The sequence below is a fragment of the Isoptericola sp. NPDC058082 genome (assembly GCF_042885055.1).
Lineage (GTDB): Bacteria > Actinomycetota > Actinomycetes > Actinomycetales > Cellulomonadaceae > Isoptericola.
Genome location: NZ_JBHVSQ010000001.1, coordinates 281919 through 302448, shown reverse-complemented (window position 1 = coordinate 302448; position 20530 = coordinate 281919). Strand labels below are relative to the sequence as shown.

The window sequence follows — 20530 nt, the reverse complement described above, 5'->3', positions numbered from 1 at the left end:
ATGGTCCGATGCCTGCCGCCGAGATCGACGTCGACGTCCCCCTGACCCGCGCGCTGCTCGCCGAGCAGCACCCGGACCTGGCCGGCCGCCCGCTGGAGATCGTCGCGCACGGGTGGGACAACGTCATGGTCCGCCTCGGCGACGACCTGGCGGTGCGCCTGCCACGGCGCGCCCTCGCCGCGCCCCTCGTCGAGCACGAGCAGCGGGCGCTGCCCACGCTGGCCGACCGGCTGCGCGCCGCGGTGCCCGACGTCGTCGTGCCCGTGCCGGTGCGGGTCGGGCGACCGAGCGCGGCGCTCGGCTACCCGTGGTCCTGGAACGTGGTGCCGTGGGCGGACGGGGTGAGCGCGGAAGCGACGCCGGTGGCCGACCGCACCGCCTGGGCCGGGACGTTCGGCCGCCTCCTCGCGGCGGTCCACGCGCCCGCCCCGGACGACGCGCCGGCCAACCCGGTGCGCGGCGTCCCGCTGGCGGCACGTGCCGAGGCGCAGGACCCGCGGGCCCTCGACGATCGCCTCGCGGCCGTCCCCGCCGGCGGCCGCACCGCCGCCCGTCGTCTCTGGGACCACGCGCTCGGCGCCCCCGAGCACGCCGGGCCCGCGGTGTGGCTGCACGGCGACCCCCACCCCGCGAACCTGGTCGTCGGGCCGGGCGAGGACGGGCGAGGGGACCGGCTCGCCGCCGTCGTCGACTGGGGCGACGTGACGTCCGGCGATCCCGCCTCGGACCTCGGCTGCCTGTGGCTGTGCTTCGACGCCGAGGGCCGCGCCGCGTTCCGCGCCGTGGTGCAGGCGCACGCGAACGAGGGGCGGGGGTGGGACGACGCGACGTGGGCCCGGGCCGCGGGCTGGTCGCTGCTGTACGCGACGAACATGCTCGCCCATCCGGAGCTGCACCCCCGGCTGCTTCCGATCGGCCGGCACGGGCTCGCGGCGCTGCTCGACGAGGCGGCCTGAGGGCCCGGACGCGGCACGATCGGGCCCGGACCCGGGCGGACGTGGGGCAGACTCGGGAGCATGGCCGCTGACCCCCAGAGGACCACCTGGACCGACGCCGACCCGCGCGCGTTCGTCGCCGCCGTGGCTCGCCCCGCGCGGCGGCGGGACGCCGAGACCCTGCTCGCCCTGATGGAGCGGACCACCGGGCAGCCGCCGCGGATGTTCGGCACGTCGATCGTGGGCTTCGGCGAGTACCGGTACGCGTACGCGAGCGGCCGCACGGGTCACGCGGCCGCCGCCGGGTTCTCCCCGCGGGCGGCGGCGAGCGTCGTCTACCTCTCCGACGGCGTGGAGACGCACGCCGACGCGCTCGCCCGCCTCGGCACCCACACGACGGGGGTGGGATGCCTCTACCTCAAGGACCTCGCGCAGGTGGACCTCGGCGTCCTGGCGGAGATCGTCGCCGCGTCGTACGCCGCGCTCACGGCGGGGACGTACGGGCTGCGGGCGCGCGAGGGCGGCGACCCGACGTCGGCACCCCGCTGATCCTCCACGGGTAGCCGTCAGCCGGCGTCGAGGGCCGCCGGGTCGGCGCCACGGGCCTCGAGCGAGCCCCGCACGGCGGCGAGCGCACGGTCGTAGACGGCGTCGTCGCCGAGCAGCAGCGAACCGTCGTTGGCGGCGTTCAGCATCGCGGTGATCTCGAAGGCGAGCTGGTCGACGTCGGTGTCGGCGGCGAGCTCCCCGGCGCCCGCCGCGAGCTCGGCGTGCCGGCGCAGGTAGGACGTCCAGTCGCGGTGGGCCATGACGACCGCGTCGCGCACCGCCCCCTCCTGCGTGTCGAACTCGACCTCCACCGTGCGGAAGAAGCACCCGCCGGCGAACACCCGGCGGCGGGAGTAGTCCGACCACTGCCGCACGAGCGCCCACAACCGGGCGAGACCCGGCGCGGCCACGCGCGCGGGCTCGACGACAGCCTCGACGAACATGGTCCGGGCGTGCTCCACGGCGGCGAGCTGCAGCCCCTCCTTGCCCCCGAACAGGCCCGCGATCCCGCTCTTGTTGACCGGCAGCCGGGCGGCCAGCGAGCCGAGCGTGAGCGCCTCGAGGCCGCGGACGGACGCGTCCTGGACGGCGAGGTCGAGGACGGCGCGCCGCGACCGGTCCCCGCGCACGCGGCGGCCGTCGGCAGGCACGTCGCCGGAGGTGCTCGTCGGGGAGCCTGTCGCGGTGGTCGGCGTCTCGATGCTCACGAGATGAGTGTACGACCGTTCGTTCGGTGTTACTGTGCGAACGTTCGTACAGTTATCTTGCCCGCCCACACCAGGAGGCCGCCGTGCCCTACGTCCCCGCCCCCGTCAGCACCGGCCTGCGCGCGCTGTCCGCCGTCGCCCCACCGCTCGCGGTGCGGGTCGCCGCGCGCGCGTTCTGGCACGTCGGCCCACCGGCCGACGTCCGGCCGGCCGACCGCGCCGTGCACGAACGCGCCGAGCGCCGAGCCGTCGACGTCGGCGGCGAGCAGGTCGTCACGTACCGGTGGGGCGACCGCCGGGCGCCCGCCGTGCTGCTCGTCCACGGCTGGAAGAGCCGAGCCTCGCGGCTCGCGGGCCTCGTCACGCCCCTCGAGGCGACCGGCCTGGGCGTCGTGTCGTTCGACGGCGTGGCCCACGGCGAGTCCACCGGCCGGCGCATGTCCGCCCTCGAGCACATGGCGGCGATCCGCGCCGTGCACGACACCGAAGGGCCGTTCGCCGCCGTGGTCGGACACTCCCTCGGCGGCCTCGCCGCCGGCCTCGCCCTGGCCGACGGCCTGCCCGTCGACCGCTTCGTCTCGGTCGCGGCGATGACCGGCTTCGACGCCATCGCGGAGTCCTTCCTGCGCCTGGTGGGGATGCCCGCCGGGCTGCACGAGCGCCTCTGCGACCACGTCGAGCGCACCTTTCCCGGCGACGTGCGCGACGTCCGTTCCCGGATCGACCTCGTCGCGCACCCCGTCCCGGAGCACGTCGCGACGCTGTTCGTCCAGGACGACGACGACCGCATGTCGCTGCCCGCGGGCGCGCCGCTCCTGCACGCTGCGGTGCCGGGCAGCAGCCTCCTCACCACCCGCGGCCTCGGCCACACCCGGGTGCTCGACGACCCCGCCGTCGTGGCGGCCGTCGTCGCGCACGTCACGGCGCCGCTGCCCCTGACCGTGAGACGGTGAACGGACGGGCCGCGCGGGCCGCGACGGACCCGGGAGCTGACCGCACCGGCGCAGCAATGGTGGTGGATCTGGTCACGACGCCGCCGGCGGCGATGCACCTCCCGGCGGGGTGGCGGCTGGGCGCACAACACCCGACGCCGAAGCGACGGGATCCCCCGGTCCACGGGGCGGATCCATGCCGTCCCGAGGGTCGACCGCGGCGGGCAGGAGCTGGGTCGCCAGCGAATCGGCGGTGGCCGCCAGCGTCTCGACATCCATCCCGGCGCGACCCATGAACGTCAGGCCCTGCTGCGCGGCCAGCAGCGCCCGGGCGACGCCGACGGGGTCGATCGAGGCGCTCAGGTCACCTTCCACCTGAGCCCGTCGCACACCCTCGGTCAGCGCCGCCGTGATCCCCTCGTAGGCTCGCCGCGCCTCAGCGGCGACGACAGGATCGGCGGAAGCCAGCTCGGTGGTGCTGTTGGCGAGCAGACACCCGCGCCGGGCAGCCCTGCCGGCGGGATCGCCCACCGGCGTCAGCACGAACGAGCGCAGCGCGTCCACCGCGCGCGGAGCGGAGTCGACCGCCCCACGCACCGCATGGTCGAGCGCTGCCACGTACCGGCGCAGCACCCGGAGGAAGAGCTGGTGCTTGTCCCCGAAGGCGGCGTAGAGGCTGCCCTTGCCCAGGCCGCTGACACGCATGAGGTCCTGGAGCGACGTCGCCGCGTAGCCCGCGTCCCAGAACTGGTCACGGACTGAGCACAGCACCGCGTCCTCATCGAACTGCCGTGGCCTCGCCATCGGCCCACGGTACCAATTCTTGACCGCTCGGTCCACCATGGATATCGTGGACCGTGCGGTCCATAACTGGTTCGCACGCCATGCCACCGCCGACCGCCCGCCCCCTCCGGCGGTCCACACACCACATCGCAGAGGACGACTTCTCATGGGTCAGCTCACCGACAGGACAGCCCTGGTCACCGGCGCGAGCACAGGCATCGGGTTCGCCACGGCGGAACGCTTCGTCGCCGAGGGCGCGCGGGTCTACCTCACCGGACGCCGAAAGCAGGTGCTCGACGCCGCGGCGCACGCGCTGGGCGACAAGGCGATCGCGATCCAGAGCGACGTCTCCGACCTGGACGACCTCGACAGGCTGTTCGAACGGATCGCCGCGGACGGGGATCGCCTCGACATCCTCTTCGCGAACGCCGGCGGCGGCGAAGCGGGACAGCCCCTCGCCTCGCTCACGCCCGAGGCCTTCGACCACACTTTCGGCATCAACCTGCGTGGCACCGTCTTCACGGTCCAGAAGGCGCTCCCGCTGCTGAACGACGGCGGGAGCATCGTGCTCACCGGGTCCAGCTCGGCGCACCGCGGCACCGCCGGCTTCGGGGTCTACTCCGCCACCAAGGCGGCCATCAGGCAGCTCGGCCGGGTCTGGGCCGCCGAGCTCGCGCACCGCGGCCTGCGCGTCAACACGATGGTGCCCGGCCCCACCGACACGCCGGGGCTGCGCGGCCTCGCCGAGAACCCGGAGCAGGCGGGTGCGTTGCTCGACGAGCTGGCGAGCAGCACACCCCTGGGACGCGCCGCCGACCCGGCCGAGATCGCCAACGCCGTCCTCTTCCTGGCCTCGGATCAGTCCAGCTTCATCACGGGCAGCGAGCTGTTCGTGGACGGCGGTGAGGTCCAGGTCTACCCCTGACCAGCGCGGCGGAGCGTCGCGATCGGCGTCCTGGCGACGCGCCTGCCCGCCGCCCCCTGAGCACGACGGCGCCCCGCCCCTCCGCGCAGGAGGGACGGGGCGCTGTCGTGGTGCGGCGCCGCTCGTCAGGCGACTCTCATGGCCGCCCGAGTCTGCGGTTCCGCCTCAGGCGACGAGCGAGCGCAGCACGTACTGCAGGATGCCGCCGTTGCGGTAGTAGTCCGCCTCACCGGGGGTGTCGATGCGCACCACGGCGTCGAACTCGACCGTCGAGCCGTCCGCCTTCGCGGCGGTGACCTTGACCGTCTCCGGGGTGGCGCCGTCGTTCAGCGCGGTGATGCCCGCGATGTCGAACGTCTCGGTGCCGTCCAGGCCGAGGGACTCGGCGTTCTCGCCCGCCGGGAACTGCAGCGGCAGCACGCCCATGCCGATGAGGTTGGAGCGGTGGATGCGCTCGAACGACTCGGTGATGACGGCCTTGACACCCAGCAGCGCGGTGCCCTTGGCGGCCCAGTCGCGCGACGAGCCGGAGCCGTACTCCTTGCCGCCGAGCACGACCAGCGGGGTGCCCTGCGCCGCGTAGTCCTGCGCCGCGTCGTAGATGGTGTCCTGGGCGTTCTTCACGAAGTTGAACGTGAAGCCGCCCTCGACGCCGTCCAGCAGCTGGTTCTTGAGGCGGATGTTCGCGAACGTGCCGCGGATCATGACCTCGTGGTTGCCGCGGCGCGAGCCGTAGCTGTTGAAGTCCCGGCGGCCCACGCCGTGCTCGGCCAGGTACTTGCCGGCCGGGCTGTCCGCCTTGATGGAGCCGGCGGGCGAGATGTGGTCGGTCGTGACCGAGTCGCCCAGCTTCGCCAGCACGCGGGCGCCCGAGATGTCGGCGACCGGCGACGGCTCGGCGCCCATGCCCTCGAAGTACGGGGGCTTGCGCACGTAGGTGGACTCGCCGTCCCAGGAGAACGTGTCGCCCTCCGGGGTCTCCAGCGCGCGCCACCGGTCGTCGCCGGTGAACACGTCCGCGTAGTCCTTGGTGAACATGTCGCGGTCGATCGAGGCGTCGATCGTGGCCTGGACCTCCTCGGGGGAGGGCCAGATGTCGCGCAGGAAGACGGGGTCGCCGGCCTCGTCACGGCCCAGCGGGTCGGACTCGAAGTCGAACTCCATCGTGCCCGCGAGCGCGTAGGCGATGACCAGCGGCGGGGACGCCAGGTAGTTCATCTTCACGTCGGGGTTGATGCGGCCCTCGAAGTTGCGGTTGCCGGACAGCACCGAGACGACGGCGAGGTCGTGCTCGTTGACGGCCTCGGAGATCTTCTCGTCCAGCGGGCCGGAGTTGCCGATGCAGGTGGCGCAGCCGTAGCCGACCAGGTGGAAGCCGAGCTTCTCGAGGTAGGGCCAGAGGCCGGCCTTCTCGTAGTAGTTGGTCACGACCTGCGAGCCCGGAGCCATCGAGGTCTTGACCCACGGCTTGGACACGAGGCCCTTCTCGACGGCCTTCTTGGCCAGGAGCGCCGCGGCGAGCATGACCGACGGGTTCGACGTGTTGGTGCACGACGTGATGGACGCGATCGCGACGGCGCCGTGGAAGAGGTCGAACTCCTTGCCCTCGCTGTCCGTGACGGGCACGGTGCGGCGGCCGTTCGCGTGGATCGCGGGCGAGTCGGAGGCCGGGAACGACTCCTTCTCGGCCTCGTCGACGACGTCGGTGACCTCGGGCGCGTAGACCGGCAGGTCGCGGCCGAAGGCGGCCTTCGCGTGCGAGAGCTCGATGCGGTCCTGCGGGCGCTTCGGGCCGGCGATCGACGGCACGACGGTGCCGAGGTCCAGCTCGAGGTACTCGGAGAACTTCGGCTCCACGTAGGAGTCCGAGCTCGGGTCGAGCCACAGGCCCTGCTCCTTGGCGTACGCCTCGACGAGCGCGAGCTGCTCGTCGCTGCGGCCGGTGAGGCGCAGGTAGTCCAGGGTGACGTCGTCGATCGGGAAGATCGCGGCGGTCGAGCCGAACTCGGGGCTCATGTTGCCGATGGTGGCGCGGTTGGCCAGCGGCACCTGGGCGACGCCCGCGCCGTAGAACTCGACGAACTTCCCGACGACGCCGTGCTGGCGCAGCATCTGGGTGATCGTGAGCACGACGTCGGTCGCGGTCACGCCGGCGGGGATGGAGCCCGACAGCTTGAAGCCGACGACGCGCGGGATGAGCATCGACACGGGCTGGCCGAGCATGGCCGCCTCGGCCTCGATGCCGCCGACGCCCCAGCCCAGCACGCCGAGGCCGTTGACCATCGTGGTGTGCGAGTCGGTGCCGACGCAGGTGTCGGGGTAGGCGCGGAGCACGCTCTGCCCGTCGACCTCCACCTCGCGCGTCATGATCGTGCGCGCCAGGTACTCGATGTTGACCTGGTGCACGATGCCGGTGCCCGGGGGGACGACCTTGAAGTCGTCGAACGCCGTCTGGCCCCAGCGCAGGAACTGGTAGCGCTCGTGGTTGCGCTCGTACTCGAACTCGACGTTGCGGGCGAAGGCGTCCGCGCGGCCGGCGACGTCGATCTGCACGGAGTGGTCGATGACCATCTCGGCGGGCGCGAGCGGGTTGATCCGCTTCGGGTCGCCGCCGAGCTCCGCGACGGCCTCGCGCATCGTGGCGAGGTCGACGACGCAGGGCACGCCGGTGAAGTCCTGCATGATCACGCGGGCGGGCGTGAACTGGATCTCCGTGTCGGGCTGGGCGTCCGGGTCCCAGGCGGCGACGGCGCGCACGTGGTCGGCGGTGATGTTGGCGCCGTCCTCGGTGCGCAGGAGGTTCTCGGCGAGGATCTTCAGGGAGTACGGGAGGCGCTCGGCGCCCTCGACGGCGGAGAGGCGGAAGATCTCGTAGGCCTTCCCGCCGACCTCCAGCGTTCCCTTCGATCCGAACGTGTCCACGCTGCTCACTGCGGCTCCTTCTGCGGGGCTGGCCGGCGAGGGCACCGTGCGCGCGCTGCGGCGCGACGGTTCCGACGCCGTGGTTCTGGGGGCTCCGCCCAGCGTACGCCGGGCACCTGGTCAGCATAGCCCATATATCTTGACGTCAAGATATCTCGGCGTCAGGTCCCCCGTCCCGAGCGGGCCGAGAATTTCCGTACGCCGCACGGGAACAACGGTCGTGGCCAGCGCGTTGTGCAGTTGCCTCGACCGGAAGGACGCCCATGCCGTCGCGCACCCCCACGACCTCCGCCGCAGCCGCCGATCCCACGTCCGACGCCGGCACCGCCCGCGCGGACGCGCCGCCCGCCCTGCCGCCGCTCACGGCCCAGGCCGAGCTGCTCCTGGCGCGCGAGGTCGTGCCGCCGGAGACGCTCTCCCCCACCGCGCTGCGCGACGCCGCCGCGGCGCTGGAACGCACGGCACCGGCCGGGTCGCTCCTGGTGGTCCACCCGCGGGTGCTGCCGCCGTCCGCGCTCGCCGGGCACCTGCGGCGCACGACGACCGTCCGCGGCGGCGCCGTGGAGCGCGCGGGCTTCGTCGTCGTGGACATGACCGACGTCGACGACTTCGCCCCCGTGCCCGGCGTCGACGTGCCGGACGCCGACGTCTACGCCGTCACCGCTCCCGACCGGGGCGACGAGATGGCGAACTGGTCGCCCGAGGAGGCGGAGCCGGCGATCGCCGCTCGCGGCCGCAGCCCCCTCACCCTCGCCGAGGGCGTCCACTGGGTGCTCCAGTCCCCCGACGTGCTCGCGCGGAACCTGTGCTTCATGACGATCGGTTCCCGGCTGCGGCGACCGGACGGCAGCTACGACGCGCGCACGCCCGCCGTCTGGATCTCGAACGGGACCGGCCGCGACGGGGCCGAGCGGCGCGGCGCCCCCAAGGTGGGCTGGTGCTGGTGGCGCAACCGGCACACGTGGCTCGGCTTCGCCTCCGCCGTGGGCCGCCAGGCCTGACTCCCCCGGCCGCGGCGCTGTCGGGCCGTCAGCGGTCGAGGACGGCGACCGCCTCCACGTGGTGGGTCATCGGGAACAGGTCGAAGGCCCGCAGCCCGGTGAGCCCGTACCCGTGCCCGGCGAGGTACGCGATGTCGCGCGCGAGGGCGGCCGGGTCGCACGCGACGTAGACGACGCGGCGCGCGCCGCGGCCGGCGATCGCGTCGACGACGGACCGGCCGGCACCGGCGCGCGGCGGGTCCAGCACGACGATGTCGGCGGCGCCCACGTCCGCCCCGGTCGCGTCGCCGTCGGCGAGCACCCTGTCCACCGCGCCGAGGTGCAGCTCGACCTGCGGCAGGTCGTGGGCGTTGCGGCGTGCGTCCTTCACGGCGCGGGCGTCGCCCTCGACCGCGACGACGCGGCCGGAGCCCCCGACGGCCGCGGCGAGCGGCACCGTGAACAGGCCGGCGCCGGAGTACAGGTCGAGCACCGTCGCCCCGTCCGCGTCGCCCACCGCGTCGAGCACGGCGCCGGTGAGCAGGTCCGGTGCCGAGCGGTGCACCTGCCAGAAGCCGTCGGCGGCCACGCGGTAGCGGTGCTCCGCGCCGCCCGCACGCACGGTCTCGGTGACCGACCGACGGGCGTTGGGGCGGGTGTCCCCGCGGCCCCGACGCCACGGCACCTCGTCGACCAGGAGGAGGGCGTCCGCGCCGTCCGCCGGTGCCACGAGCTCGAGGCGGGCGCCAGGACGCCAGCGACGGGTCCACACCTCCTCGGCGTCCGCGAGCGCCGCGACCGCGTCCGTGGCCAGCGGCATCCCGTCGAGGGGCACCACGTCGTGCGAACGGAAGCGCCGCATCCCGGCCCGCCCGTCGGCGTCGGCCACGAGGTCGACGCGGGTGCGGTAGCCGAGCCCGCCGCGCTCGTCGTCGCCGGGCGCCGCCTCCACCTCGACCTCGCGCTCGAGCTTCGCGAGCCGCTGCAGCTGCTCGGCGAGGACGGCGGCCTTCCAGCGGCGCTGCGCGGGCAGCGCCACGTGGGCGAGCTCGCCGCCGCCCACCCCGCCCGGGCCGGCCTCGGGCCAGGCGGACGGGACCCGGTCGGCCGACGCCTCGAGGACCTCGACCGCGTCGGCGCGCCAGAAGCGGCTGCCGGTCTCGGTCACCCGCGCCCGGACCCGCTCCCCGGGCAGGGTGTGGCGCACGAAGACGACGCGGCCGTCGAGCCGTGCGACGCAGTGCCCGCCGTGCGCGACGGGGCCGATCTCGAGCTCGACCTCCCGCCCGACCTCCGGGTCCGGGGTGGTGGGTCGAGGGCGCGGCGCGGAACGGCGAGGTCGGGGCATGGGCACCATTCTCCCCCGCGCCCGGTGCGGGTCGGAACGCGGCGAGGACCGCGTCCTGACCGCGTCAGAATCGGGGGCCGCGCGGCGAGGTGCCCTCGAGGCCGGTCTGGCCGGCCGACGACGAGAGCTGCCACGGCACGGACGCCACCACGACACCGGGCGTGAACAGCAGCCGCCCCTTGAGGCGCAGGGCCGACTGGTTGTGCAGCAGCTGCTCCCACCAGTGCCCGACGACGTACTCGGGGATGTACACGACGACGAGGTCGCGGGGCGAGTCGCGGCGCACGGAGCGCACGTACTTCAGCACGGGCCGCGTGATCTCGCGGAAGGGCGAGTCGAGGACGCGCAGCGGCACCGGCAGGTCCAGCGCCTCCCACCGCGCGCGCAGGTCAGCGATCTCCTCCGCGTCGACGCCGACGGTCACGGCCTCGAGCACCGACGGCCGCGACGCCCGCGCGTACGCCACGGCGCGCATGGTCGGCTTGTGGATCTTCGAGACCAGCACGATGGCGTGCACGCGGCTGGGCAGGGCGCGGGCGCCCGCGACGTCGTCGAGCTCGAGCTCGGTGCGCACCCTGGCGTAGTGGGCGCGGATCGCCTTCATGAGCGCGAAGAGCACGCCCATCGCCAGCAGGGTGATCCATGCGCCGTGCGTGAACTTCGTCGCCAGCACGATGACGAGCACCGTGGCCGTCATGACGAAGCCGACGCCGTTGACGACCCGGGAGCGCTGCATGCGGGCGCGCTCGGCGGGGTCGGGCTCCTTGCGCAGCGCGCGGGTCCAGTGCCGGAGCATGCCGAGCTGCGAGAGCGTGAACGACACGAACACGCCCACGATGTACAGCTGGATGAGGCGGGTGACCTGCGCGTCGAACGCGACGATGAGCACGATCGCGGCCACGGCGAGCGTGATGATCCCGTTGGAGAACGCGAGCCGGTCGCCGCGCGTGTGCAGCTGGCGCGGCAGGAAGCCGTCCTTGGCCAGGATCGAGCCGAGCACCGGGAAGCCGTTGAAGGCGGTGTTCGCCGCGAGCACGAGGATCAGCCCGGTCACGATCGAGATCGCCACGAACGCGGGCGTGAACCCCTGGAACACGGCCTCCGCGAGCTGGCTGAGCACGGGGTGCTGGTTGTAGTCCTCCGGCAGCGGCTGCCCGCCCACGGTGAGCTGGTCGTGCGCGTCCTCGACGTACTTCACGCCCGTGGCCTGCGCGAGCAGCAGGATGGAGATCATCATCGTGGCCGAGATGCCGCCCAGCAGGGCCAGGGTGGTGGCCGCGTTGCGCGACTTGGGCTTGCGGAACGCCGGGACGCCGTTGCTGATCGCCTCCACACCGGTGAGGGCGGCACAGCCCGAGGCGAAGGCCCGGGCCAGGAGGAACGCCCCCGCCAGGCCGGTGAGCCCCTGGTCGAAGCCCGCCTCGGGCGTCATCTCGAACCCGGCGCTCTCCGCCAGCGGCAGGTCGCCCGCGAAGAACCGGATCGCCCCCACCACGGCGAGGAGGCCCACGAGGGCCATGAAGCAGTAGGTCGGGATCGCGAACACCGTGCCCGACTCGCGCACGCCCCGCAGGTTCATCACCGTGAGGATCACGACGACCACCACGGCGAACAGCGCCTCGTGCCCCCGCAGGAACGGCAGGGCCGACGCCGCGTACTGCGCCCCCGACGAGATCGACACCGCCACCGTGAGGACGTAGTCGACGAGCAGGGCGGAGGCGACGCCGATGCCGGCCGACGGCCCGAGGTTCGTCGTCGCGACCTCGTAGTCGCCGCCGCCCGAGGGGTAGGCGCGCACGTTCTGGCGGTACGACGACACCACCACGAGCAGCACGACGACGACGCCGAGACCCACCCACGGGGAGATCGTCGTCGCGGCGATGCCGGCGACGGCCAGGGTCAGGAGGATCTCGTCCGGCGCGTACGCGACCGACGACAGCGCGTCCGACGCGAAGACCGGCAGCGCGATGCGCTTGGGCAGCAGGGTGTGCCCCAGGTTCTCGCTGCGCACGGGGCGCCCGATGAGGAGCCGTTTGGCAGCGTCCGCGATGTCCGACACGTCGAGCAATGCTATGCCCGGCACGCCCTGCGGGCGCGCGCGTCCCGTCGCGGCGTCCGTGGCGATGTCGAGGGGCCCCGCGAGGTATAGCGTTTCGCCCGTGCACTTCGTGATCATGGGCTGCGGCCGCGTCGGTTCGACGCTCGCGCAGACGATCGAGTCCCGCGGCCACTCCGTGGCCGTCGTCGACCAGAACCCCGACGCGTTCCGCCGTCTCCCGGCCGGGTTCTCCGGGCAGAAGGTGACGGGCGTCGGCTTCGACCGGGACACGCTCGTCCAGGCCGGTATCGAGGACACGTACGCCTTCGCCGCCGTGTCCGACGGCGACAACTCCAACGTGCTCGCCGCGCGGGTCGCGCGAGAGACGTACGGCGTCGAGAACGTCGTGGCCCGCATCTACGACCCCCAGCGCGCGGAGATCTACCAGCGCCTCGGGATCCCGACGGTCGCGACCGTGCGCTGGACGGCCGACCAGGTGCTGCGCCGCATGCTCCCGCTCGGCGCCACCGACGAGTACCGCGACCAGTCCGGGCAGGTGCGCCTCGCACAGATCGACTACCACCCCGGCTGGGCCGGCCTGACGGTGCACCGCATCGAGGAGGCCACCGGCGCGCGCGTCGCCTTCCTGTCGCGCTACACCGACGGCATCCTGCCGACGCCCGGCTCCGTGCTGCAGGAGAACGACGTGCTGCACGTCCTCATGCGCGCCGACGACGCGGCCGCCGTCGAGCGGGTCCTCACCCACGAGCCGCGGCGGGAGAGCTGATGCGCGTCGTCGTCGCCGGGGCCGGGTCGGTCGGCCGGTCCATCGCCCGGGAGCTCCTCTCGCACGACCACGACGTCGTGCTCATCGACAAGAACCCCGCCGCGATGCGGGTGGCGCAGGTGCCCGAGGCCGACTGGCTCCTCGCCGACGCCTGCGAGCTGTCCTCGCTGGAGGCCGCCGACGTCACGAGCGCGGACGTCGTCGTCGGCGCCACCGGCGACGACAAGGCCAACCTCGTCTTCTCGCTGCTGTGCAAGACCGAGTTCGGGGTGCCCCGCACCGTGGCGCGGGTCAACAACCCGAAGAACGAGTGGATGTTCGACGGCTCGTGGGGCGTCGACGTCGCCGTGTCGACCCCGCGGATCATGACCGCGATGGTCGAGGAGGCCGTGGCCGTCGGGGACCTGGTGCGGATCTTCACCTTCCACCAGTCCGGCGCGGACATCGTCGAGGTGACGCTGCCGGACGACTCGCCGCTCGTGGGGGCCCGCGTCGGCTCCGTCGTCTGGCCGACGGACACCGTGCTGGCGTGCATCGTGCGCGGCGCGCAGCCGCTGGCGCCGACCGTGGACGACACGCTCGAGACCGGCGACGAGCTGGTCCTCGTGATGGGCAGCCAGGCCGACGAGGAGTCCCTCCAGCACCTGCTCGCCCACGGCGGTCCGGCCGTCCCCGCCGTCGCGGCGGGCGACCCGCTCGTGGCGCCCGAGCTCGCCGTGCCGGACGGCGCCGACGACGAGCTCGACGGGTCCGAGGACGGCCGCTAGCCCTCCCGCGTGGCGGCCGGCCCGGCCGGCTGCGCCGCGGGGCGCCCGGCGTGCGCGCCGCGCACGACGACCCAGGTGAGCCAGAGGACCAGGCCCCACAGCGGGACGCCCAGCACCAGGTGGGCCGTGCCCAGCCAGCCGACGCTGTCGGCGAAGTACAGCGGCACCTTGACCGCCAGGCGCACCGCGAACAGCCCCGCCCAGAACCAGGTGGCGAGGGTGTAGCGCCGGACGAGCTCCGGGTCCCTGCGCCAGGCGACCAGCGCAGCGAGAGGGTTCGCGGTGTCGGCGCCGGGCGTGGTGGCCCCGGCCCGGGCCCGCTCGTCGTCGTGACGGGCGCGCTCGCCGGCGGCGTCGGCGAACCCGCCACGCACCGCCTCGACCACGAGGCCGACCACGGGCCAGCGCACCGCCAGCGACACGAGGATGGCCGCGAGGTACGCGGCGTTGGTCCACAGACCCCACACGTAGAAGTTCTGGGCCTCGCCGGACCTCCAGGCCCAGAACACGCCCACGCCGATGCCGAGCAGGCCGCCGAGCGCCTGCGTGATCGGCGTGCGCTGCGCGAGGCGGGCCACGACGGCGACGAGCGCCGCGCCGACGGAGGCCACCAGCGCCCACGTCAGGGCGGCGCGCTCGTCGCCGCCCATCGACGCGACGACGTAGATGACCACGAAGAGCAGCCCGGGCAGCACGGCCTCGACCACGCCGCGCACGCCACCGACGGCCTGCCCGAACGAGAACTCCTCGCCCGTGACCGCCCGCACCCCGCGTCCGTCGGCGGTGGGCGCCGTGGGGCGACCCGGGTCGGTGGGACCGGTCGGCTTCCCCGCCGCGGGATACCCGTCGCTCACTCGCCGGCCCGCGCGCGCAGCTCGTACCGGGGGTTGAACATCGTGCGCCGCCCGTCGATGTCGCACACCAGTCCCTCGACGCGGATGCGGCGTCCCGGGTCGATGCCCGCGATGGCCCGGCGCCCGAGCCACACGAGGTCGAGGGAGCCGGAGCCGTCGTACAGCTCGGCCTCCACGGTCGGCACCCCCTCGCGGGGGCGCAGCACGACCGAGCGGAGCACGCCGGCCGCGCTCGCCCGACGGCGGTCACCCAGGTCGGCGACCGGCGTGCAGCCGCGGTGGGCCGCGGCCTCGTGGCGTTCCTCGTCGGCGGCGACCTCGTCGGCCGAGGCCAGCGCGTGCCGGACGGCGGTTCGCAGGGACATCAACAGCTCCAGGCTGGTGGACGGGCCGGCCTCGCGGCCGGGTCGCTCACCGGATCTCGGTGATCTCCGGCCCGCGGGTCAGCGGGTCGAACGACGGTGTCTGCGGCGCGGCGCCCTCGGGCCCCGCGGTGGTGTCCTCGCCCGGCGCGTCGCCCTGGCGCGCACTCTTGGGCAGGGTCAGCGTGAGCAGGTCGCGCGGCGGGCGGGGGTTGCCGTCCCGCACCACGACGACGTTCGCGAACACGGACTCGAGCTGCTTCGCGGCCTCGGGGTCCACCGCGGCACGCCCCGACAGCACGCCGCGCAGGAACCAGCGCGGCCCGTCCACGCCCACGAAGCGGGCGGGACGCACGGCAGGCTTGCCGTCGGGTCCGGTGGCCGGGATGCGCGCGATGAGCTCGCGCCCGAACGTGCCGGGCACGTCGTCGACCGTGCCGCCCTGGCGCGTGATGGACGACCCGATCTCGGCGCGCACCTCGTCCCAGATGCCCGCCGTGCGAGGGGCCGCGAACGCCTGGACCTGCAGGCCGGAGCCGTTGAGGGTCGCAGACACCCCGGTGACCTTCTGGGTCTTCTTGTCGACCTCCATGCGCAGCTCCAGGCCGGGCAGGACGGGCAGCCAGACGGCGCCGAGGTCCACGCGGGGCCCCATGCCCGTCACCTGGGTCGAGTCGAACGGGCCGCGCTCGGGACGCTCCGCCGCGCCCTCGTCGGTGCCGGGGCCGTCGCCGGTGGCGGGCGCCGCGGCCTCCGCGGTCGCGGGCTCGCGGGCCTCGTCGGTCCCCTTCTTCGACGCGTTGCGCCGGAACAGCCCCACGGAGGATCTCCTTCTCGTCGTCCTGCTCGCCCGGCGGCCGGACGAGCCCTACCCAACTCCCACAGTAGACCGGTTCGCGCGCGCCTCCGGTCCGTGCCCGGGGTCGTCAGCCGCCGGCGAAACCGCCGCTCGAACCGAACCCGCCCTCGCCGCGGTGCGAACCCGGCAGCGTCGTCGCCACGAGGAAGCGGGCGTGCTCCACCCGCTGCACCACGAGCTGCGCCACCCGGTCGCCGCGGCGCAGCCGCACCGGCTCGGCGACGTCGGTGTTGAGGAGCACCACCTTGATCTCCCCGCGGTACCCCGCGTCGATGGTGCCGGGCGCGTTCACCACGGTCACCCCGTGCTTCGCGGCGAGGCCGGAGCGCGGGTGCACGAACGCCGCGTACCCCTCGGGCAGCGCGATCGCCACCCCGGTGGGCACGACGACCCGGCCCTGCGGAGGGATCTCGACGTCGACCGTGGTCACGAGGTCCGCGCCCGCGTCGCCCGGGTGCGCGTACGCGGGTGTGGGCACGTCGTCGAGCAGCGTGACGAGGACGTCGACGGTGCTCGGGTCTGGGCCCGGCTCGGTGCTCGGCTCGGTGCTCGGCTCGGTGCTCACATGGCTGGCGGTGTCAGGCACCCGGGAAGCGTAGCCGACCGGCGGGCGGCGCACCGGCGTCCTCCGCGCCGTCCGGACCGGGACGGAACCGCGGCGCGGTGCTGGGATGATGGGCCCATGAGCGAGCACGCGGCCCACCCGCCCACCGTCACCGGCCCGGCCTTCCGGGAGCGGCTGACCCCCGGACCGGCGGCCTGGTGCGGCGCCGTCGGGCTGGGCGTGATCGTCGGGGTGACCCTCTGGCCGCTGGCGCACGCGGTCGCGGCGGTCGTCGGGGTGCTCGCTGCGGCCGCCACCCTCTCGGCCCTCGTCGCGACCGCGCCCGTCATCGAGGTCGCGGACGGGCGGCTGCGCGCCGGCAAGGCCCAGATCGCCCTCGACCTCCTCGGCGAGGTGACCACGATGGACGACGCCGAGGCGATGCGCACCGCCCTCGGTCCGGCGCTCGACGCCCGCGCGTTCGTCTGCCTGCGCGCGTGGGCACGCACCGGCCTGCGCGTGGACCTCGAGGACCCGCTCGACCCCACGCCGTACTGGCTGCTGTCGACCCGGCGGCCGCAGGAGCTGGCCGCCGCGCTCGCGCGCTGAGCCCCGACGAACGCCGTCGCGCCGGGAACGACGAAGGCCGTCACGTCCTCGACGTGACGGCCCGTGTCGTCCGTGGTGCTGGCGCCCCGACCTTCGGTCAGGCGGCGCACTCCGTGCAGATCATCTGACCGTTCTTCTCGTAGGCCAGCTGGCTGCGGTGGTGGACGAGGAAGCAGCTCGTGCAGGTGAACTCGTCGGCCTGGCGGGGCAGGACGCGGACCGCGAGCTCCTCGCCGGACAGGTCGGCGCCAGGAAGCTCGAAGCCTTCCGCGGCCTCCGTCTCGTCCTCGTCGACGACACCCGACGACTTGTCGGAACGACGCGCCTGGAGCTCCTGGATCGAGTCCTGCTCCACGTCCTCGTCGTTCTTGCGGGGGGCGTCGTAGTCGGTTGCCATCTGTGTGGTCACGCTCCGTGATGTCGGGATCGGTACGCGCTGATAATGCTCGGTGACCGGGTTTTGTTCCCGGTCGGCCCACGGATTGTGCACCATTTCGGGCGGCCGCGCGACACCACGAGCTGTTCCTCGTGTCACAGCGCGACGATCGGCCGCTGACCTGCAGCGACGCACCCGCACGGCGCGGTGTTCGCCCTCGGCGAGACCGGCGGGCTGACGCAGTTTTTCACCCCGGCGCGCGGGCGTGGAACGACCGAACCCGGTCAGCCCCTCAGCCGCGCGCGACGTCCTCCGGACGGTCGGCGTCGGCGTGCTCGAGCCACCGGACGAGCTCCGTCACGACCGGGGTCGCTCCCGCGACCGTCATGGCGCTGCCCGGGCCCCGCCCGCGCAGCCCGCCGACCCAGGCCCCGGCCTCCGCAGCCACGAGAGCGCCGGCCGCCAGGTCCCACGGGTTGAGCCCGCGCTCGTAGTAGAGGTCGAGCGCGCCCTCCGCGAGCAGGCACAGGTCGATCGCCGCGGACCCGATCCGCCGGATGTCGCGCACCCGGGGCAGGACGTCGACGAGGACCTCCGCCTGGCGCGCCCGCCGCTCGGGCGCATAGCCGAAGCCCGTGCCCACCAGCGACCGGGAGAGGGCGTCCGGCCGGCTCACGCGCAGGGCGCGCCCGTCGCGCTCGGCCCCACCGCCGCGCGCCGCCGTCCAGGTGCGCCCGTCGACCACCGAGTGCACGCAGCCCGCGAGCGCCGTCCACCGCTCCGGGTCGGCGGGCCCGGCCACGACCGCCACCGAGACCGCGTAGGACGCGACGCCGTACAGGTAGTTGACCGTGCCGTCGATCGGGTCGAGCACCCACGTGAGCCCGGAGGTGCCGGGGACGTCGTCGCCCTCCTCGCCGAGGATCGCGTCGTCCGGCCGCTCCTCGGCGAGCCGGCGCCGCAGCAGCGCCTCGACCGCCCGGTCCATGTCCGTCACCGGGTCGACGTCGGAGGACTTGGTCGCGGCGACCTCGACCCGCTCCGGGCGTCCGTCGCGCACCAGGGCTCCGGCCTCGAGCGCGAGGCTGCGGGCCAGCGCCCGCAGCGCCTCGACGTCGACACCGATCTCGATGCCGGTGTCGCGTCCGTCGGCCTGGTCCCCGGTCGCCGCTCGTTCGTCCACGGCCTACATCTTGCCCGACCGTCGCCCCCACCGGGCGGTCCAGCCGGGGCCCGGGTGCGGCACGGTCCACCCGCGCGCGAGCGACGCGATGCGGAACCCGAAGACGAGGGCCACCACCCCGAGCGCGGTCCACAGCTGCAGCACGTCCTCGTGCCAGAGCAGCGCGGTGAGGCCGGCGCCCACGAGCGCGGGCACGGCGTAGAGCTGCCGGTCGGCGAAGACGAGCGGCACCTCGCCCACGAGGACGTCCCGCAGGATCCCCCCGCCCACGGCGGTGAGGACCCCGACCACCACGGAGGCGAGCACGCCCGCACCGAGGTCGAGCGACTTCGTCGTGCCCTGGAGCACGAACAGCGACAGCGCGGCGGCGTCGAGCACCAGGATGGAGCGCCGCATCCGCTCCAGCCCCGGGTGGAAGAAGAAGATGATGACGCCCGCGGCGAGCGCGGCCAGCACGAGCCGCCAGCTCGAGATGCCGACCGGCGGCGTGTCGCCGATCAGGACGTCGCGCAGGATCCCGCCCCCGAGCCCGGTCACCCACGCGAGCACGAGGACGCCGAACGCGTCGAACCGTTTGCGCACGGCGGCGAGCCCTCCCGAGACCGCCGCGACGAAGACGGCGACGAGCTCCAGGTAGGAGACCGGGCCGGAGGTGAACGCGTCCACGGGACGTCATCCTCCCAGGCCCTCCCGCCCGGGGCGCGCCAATCGACGGCACACCGACGCGCCTGCGCGGCACCGCCCCGCGCCGGTGGCACCCTCGAACAGGCGGACCCGCCCCGACGGAGTTCCCGAGGGCGACCTGTGAGGGAGGAAGCATGGCCGAGCTCGAGCTCGTGAGGCTGCACGAGGACGGTGAGCGCCTGGTCCTGCGCGGCCCCGGCGGCACCGAGAGCACGCTGCCCATCACGGAGGCGCTGCGCGCCGCGGTGCGACGCGACCGACCGCGCACGGAGGCGCTGCGCGCCCAGGCGGCCACCACCCTGCGCCCCCGGGACCTGCAGGCCCGCCTGCGCGCCGGGGCGACGGTCGAGGAGCTGGCCGAGGAGTCCGGGCTCCCCGTCGACCACGTGCAGCGCTACGAGTGGCCCGTGGCCGCGGAGCGCGACCACGTCATCGGGCAGGTGCGCGCCCACCGGCTGCCGGGCGACGACGAGACGACGACCCTCGGGGAGGTCGCCGACACCCGGCTGGCCGCCCGCGGCGTCACGACCGACGAGGCCCTCTGGTCGGCCCGTCGCGACGGCACCGCGCCCTGGGTGGTCGAGGTGCGGTTCTCCGCCGGCGACCGCGACCGGTCGGCGCGCTGGACCTTCGACCCCAAGGGCCGCGTCGTGACGGCGCTCGACGACGAGGCGCGCTGGCTCGGCCAGCCGGACGACCCGGTCTCCCCCGACGTGCTGGGTGTGCCGTCGACGGGCGGGCGTGCGGTCACGCCCCGCCGGCACGTGGACGACGACACCACGGCGCTGCTCCTGGACGACCTCGCCGGACGCCGCGGGCAGCGGCCCGGCGACCGCCGCAGGACGCCCGCCCGCACGGCGGCGGACGACGTGCCACCCGCGCCGGAGCCGATCCCCGTCGGCCACGTCAGCGCTCCCCCGGTCGACGCGCCCGCCGTGGCGCCGGAGCCGGAGCACGCCGACCCGGCCGGTGCGAGCGTGGTCGACCTCGGGTCGCGCCGCGCGGGCCTGCGCCCGACGACGCCCGACCGCTCTACCCACCCGTCGTCGGCGCGTCGGCCGATGCCCGGCGTGCTGCCGCTCGACCACGACGACGGGGCCGACGACGGGGCCGACCGGGCCGGGGCTGCGGACACCCGCCCGGACGCCAGGCAGGACGCACGGTCCGACGTGGTCGACGACGCGCCCGCACCGAGCGGGCCGCCCGCGCAGGGGCCCGCCGGGCCGCAGCCGGCCGCGCCGGCACCGCGGAGCGACAAGCCCGCCGGGGGGCGACGGCCCGGTCGCAAGGGCCGCGCCCAGGTGCCGAGCTGGGACGAGATCGTCTTCGGCGGCGGCCGCCCGTCGTCCTGACCTCGCCCGGCCCCGTCCTGTCCTGTCCCGTCCT

General features: G+C 74.6%; 21 protein-coding genes. 9 read left to right on the top strand and 12 right to left on the bottom strand.

The genetic code is table 11. From position 1 onward, the window contains the following. Nucleotides 1-8 precede the first annotated feature (8 nt). Both ACFVS0_RS01380 and ACFVS0_RS01375 read left to right on the top strand, forming a co-directional pair. Complete coding sequence (locus tag ACFVS0_RS01380) at nucleotides 9-956, top strand: aminoglycoside phosphotransferase family protein (protein WP_430586944.1); 948 nt, start codon at nucleotides 9-11, stop codon at nucleotides 954-956. A 60-nt stretch (nucleotides 957-1016) separates the two neighbouring features. Further along, nucleotides 1017-1484, top strand: coding sequence for a DUF1801 domain-containing protein (locus tag ACFVS0_RS01375; RefSeq protein WP_430586943.1), 468 nt, complete (start codon nucleotides 1017-1019; stop codon nucleotides 1482-1484). A gap of 17 nt (nucleotides 1485-1501) precedes the next feature. On the opposite strand, the gene ACFVS0_RS01370 is transcribed toward ACFVS0_RS01375, so the two are convergent. After that, nucleotides 1502-2191: a TetR/AcrR family transcriptional regulator gene (locus ACFVS0_RS01370; RefSeq protein ID WP_430562332.1), complete on the bottom strand. Its 690-nt coding sequence runs from the start codon at nucleotides 2189-2191 to the stop codon at nucleotides 1502-1504. 83 nt (nucleotides 2192-2274) lie between these two features. Here ACFVS0_RS01370 and ACFVS0_RS01365 point away from each other — a divergent pair, with 83 nt between their 5' ends. After that, on the top strand, nucleotides 2275-3144 hold the full coding sequence (locus ACFVS0_RS01365) for an alpha/beta fold hydrolase (RefSeq protein WP_430586942.1): 870 nt from the start codon (nucleotides 2275-2277) through the stop codon (nucleotides 3142-3144). 72 nt (nucleotides 3145-3216) lie between these two features. Here ACFVS0_RS01365 and ACFVS0_RS01360 read toward each other — a convergent pair whose 3' ends face one another. After that, the gene (locus ACFVS0_RS01360) at nucleotides 3217-3927 is read right to left on the bottom strand and encodes a TetR/AcrR family transcriptional regulator (protein ID WP_430586941.1); all 711 of its coding nucleotides are present in this window, start codon (nucleotides 3925-3927) and stop codon (nucleotides 3217-3219) included. 145 nt (nucleotides 3928-4072) lie between these two features. Between ACFVS0_RS01360 and ACFVS0_RS01355 the strand changes: the two genes are divergently transcribed. Beyond that, complete coding sequence (locus ACFVS0_RS01355; RefSeq protein WP_430586940.1) at nucleotides 4073-4831, top strand: SDR family NAD(P)-dependent oxidoreductase; 759 nt, start codon at nucleotides 4073-4075, stop codon at nucleotides 4829-4831. A 165-nt stretch (nucleotides 4832-4996) separates the two neighbouring features. Here ACFVS0_RS01355 and acnA read toward each other — a convergent pair whose 3' ends face one another. Further along, nucleotides 4997-7762, bottom strand: coding sequence for an aconitate hydratase AcnA (gene acnA, locus ACFVS0_RS01350; RefSeq protein WP_430551102.1), 2766 nt, complete (start codon nucleotides 7760-7762; stop codon nucleotides 4997-4999). Between the two features lie 254 nt (nucleotides 7763-8016). Here acnA and ACFVS0_RS01345 point away from each other — a divergent pair, with 254 nt between their 5' ends. Continuing rightward, complete coding sequence (locus tag ACFVS0_RS01345; RefSeq protein WP_430586939.1) at nucleotides 8017-8754, top strand: DUF5701 family protein; 738 nt, start codon at nucleotides 8017-8019, stop codon at nucleotides 8752-8754. 28 nt (nucleotides 8755-8782) lie between these two features. On the opposite strand, the gene ACFVS0_RS01340 is transcribed toward ACFVS0_RS01345, so the two are convergent. Both ACFVS0_RS01340 and ACFVS0_RS01335 read right to left on the bottom strand, forming a co-directional pair. Continuing rightward, nucleotides 8783-10081, bottom strand: coding sequence for a class I SAM-dependent RNA methyltransferase (locus ACFVS0_RS01340; protein WP_430551100.1), 1299 nt, complete (start codon nucleotides 10079-10081; stop codon nucleotides 8783-8785). Between the two features lie 64 nt (nucleotides 10082-10145). Beyond that, a complete protein-coding gene (locus tag ACFVS0_RS01335; RefSeq protein ID WP_430551099.1) occupies nucleotides 10146-12140 on the bottom strand; it encodes an APC family permease in 1995 nt (664 codons plus the stop codon). 115 nt (nucleotides 12141-12255) lie between these two features. On the opposite strand from ACFVS0_RS01335, the gene ACFVS0_RS01330 reads away from it, so the two are divergent. Both ACFVS0_RS01330 and ACFVS0_RS01325 read left to right on the top strand, forming a co-directional pair. Beyond that, the gene (locus ACFVS0_RS01330) at nucleotides 12256-12906 is read left to right on the top strand and encodes a potassium channel family protein (RefSeq protein ID WP_430587130.1); all 651 of its coding nucleotides are present in this window, start codon (nucleotides 12256-12258) and stop codon (nucleotides 12904-12906) included. Beyond that, nucleotides 12906-13673: a potassium channel family protein gene (locus ACFVS0_RS01325; protein ID WP_430551098.1), complete on the top strand. Its 768-nt coding sequence runs from the start codon at nucleotides 12906-12908 to the stop codon at nucleotides 13671-13673. The genes ACFVS0_RS01330 and ACFVS0_RS01325 overlap by 1 nt, the downstream gene beginning before the upstream one ends. On the opposite strand, the gene ACFVS0_RS01320 is transcribed toward ACFVS0_RS01325, so the two are convergent. The 4 genes from ACFVS0_RS01320 to dut all read right to left on the bottom strand — a co-directional run bounded on the left by ACFVS0_RS01320 (nucleotide 13670) and on the right by dut (nucleotide 16334). Next, entirely contained in the window at nucleotides 13670-14440 is a 771-nt protein-coding gene (locus ACFVS0_RS01320; RefSeq protein WP_430551097.1) for a DUF3159 domain-containing protein, read from the bottom strand. The two genes, ACFVS0_RS01325 and ACFVS0_RS01320, sit on opposite strands and share 4 nt — an antisense overlap. An 83-nt stretch (nucleotides 14441-14523) precedes the next feature. Next, nucleotides 14524-14892 (bottom strand): OB-fold nucleic acid binding domain-containing protein, encoded by a 369-nt coding sequence (locus ACFVS0_RS01315; RefSeq protein ID WP_429729800.1) that lies wholly within the window; start codon nucleotides 14890-14892, stop codon nucleotides 14524-14526. 46 nt (nucleotides 14893-14938) lie between these two features. Beyond that, entirely contained in the window at nucleotides 14939-15709 is a 771-nt protein-coding gene (locus ACFVS0_RS01310; RefSeq protein WP_430551096.1) for a DUF3710 domain-containing protein, read from the bottom strand. Nucleotides 15710-15815: 106 nt separating this feature from the next. After that, nucleotides 15816-16334, bottom strand: coding sequence for a dUTP diphosphatase (dut, locus tag ACFVS0_RS01305; protein ID WP_430586938.1), 519 nt, complete (start codon nucleotides 16332-16334; stop codon nucleotides 15816-15818). Between the two features lie 96 nt (nucleotides 16335-16430). Between dut and ACFVS0_RS01300 the strand changes: the two genes are divergently transcribed. Continuing rightward, a complete protein-coding gene (locus tag ACFVS0_RS01300) occupies nucleotides 16431-16901 on the top strand; it encodes a DUF3093 domain-containing protein (RefSeq protein WP_430586937.1) in 471 nt (156 codons plus the stop codon). 97 nt (nucleotides 16902-16998) lie between these two features. Here the strand turns inward: ACFVS0_RS01300 and ACFVS0_RS01295 are convergent, their stop codons facing one another. The 3 genes from ACFVS0_RS01295 to ACFVS0_RS01285 all read right to left on the bottom strand — a co-directional run bounded on the left by ACFVS0_RS01295 (nucleotide 16999) and on the right by ACFVS0_RS01285 (nucleotide 19126). Then, the gene (locus ACFVS0_RS01295) at nucleotides 16999-17298 is read right to left on the bottom strand and encodes a DUF4193 domain-containing protein (RefSeq protein WP_429729811.1); all 300 of its coding nucleotides are present in this window, start codon (nucleotides 17296-17298) and stop codon (nucleotides 16999-17001) included. 271 nt (nucleotides 17299-17569) lie between these two features. Next, on the bottom strand, nucleotides 17570-18409 hold the full coding sequence (locus tag ACFVS0_RS01290; protein WP_430551266.1) for an inositol monophosphatase family protein: 840 nt from the start codon (nucleotides 18407-18409) through the stop codon (nucleotides 17570-17572). Nucleotides 18410-18463: 54 nt separating this feature from the next. After that, nucleotides 18464-19126, bottom strand: coding sequence for a trimeric intracellular cation channel family protein (locus ACFVS0_RS01285; RefSeq protein WP_430551094.1), 663 nt, complete (start codon nucleotides 19124-19126; stop codon nucleotides 18464-18466). 152 nt (nucleotides 19127-19278) lie between these two features. Here ACFVS0_RS01285 and sepH point away from each other — a divergent pair, with 152 nt between their 5' ends. Beyond that, nucleotides 19279-20496 (top strand): septation protein SepH, encoded by a 1218-nt coding sequence (sepH, locus tag ACFVS0_RS01280; protein ID WP_430586936.1) that lies wholly within the window; start codon nucleotides 19279-19281, stop codon nucleotides 20494-20496. The last annotated feature ends 34 nt before the right edge of the window (nucleotides 20497-20530 follow it).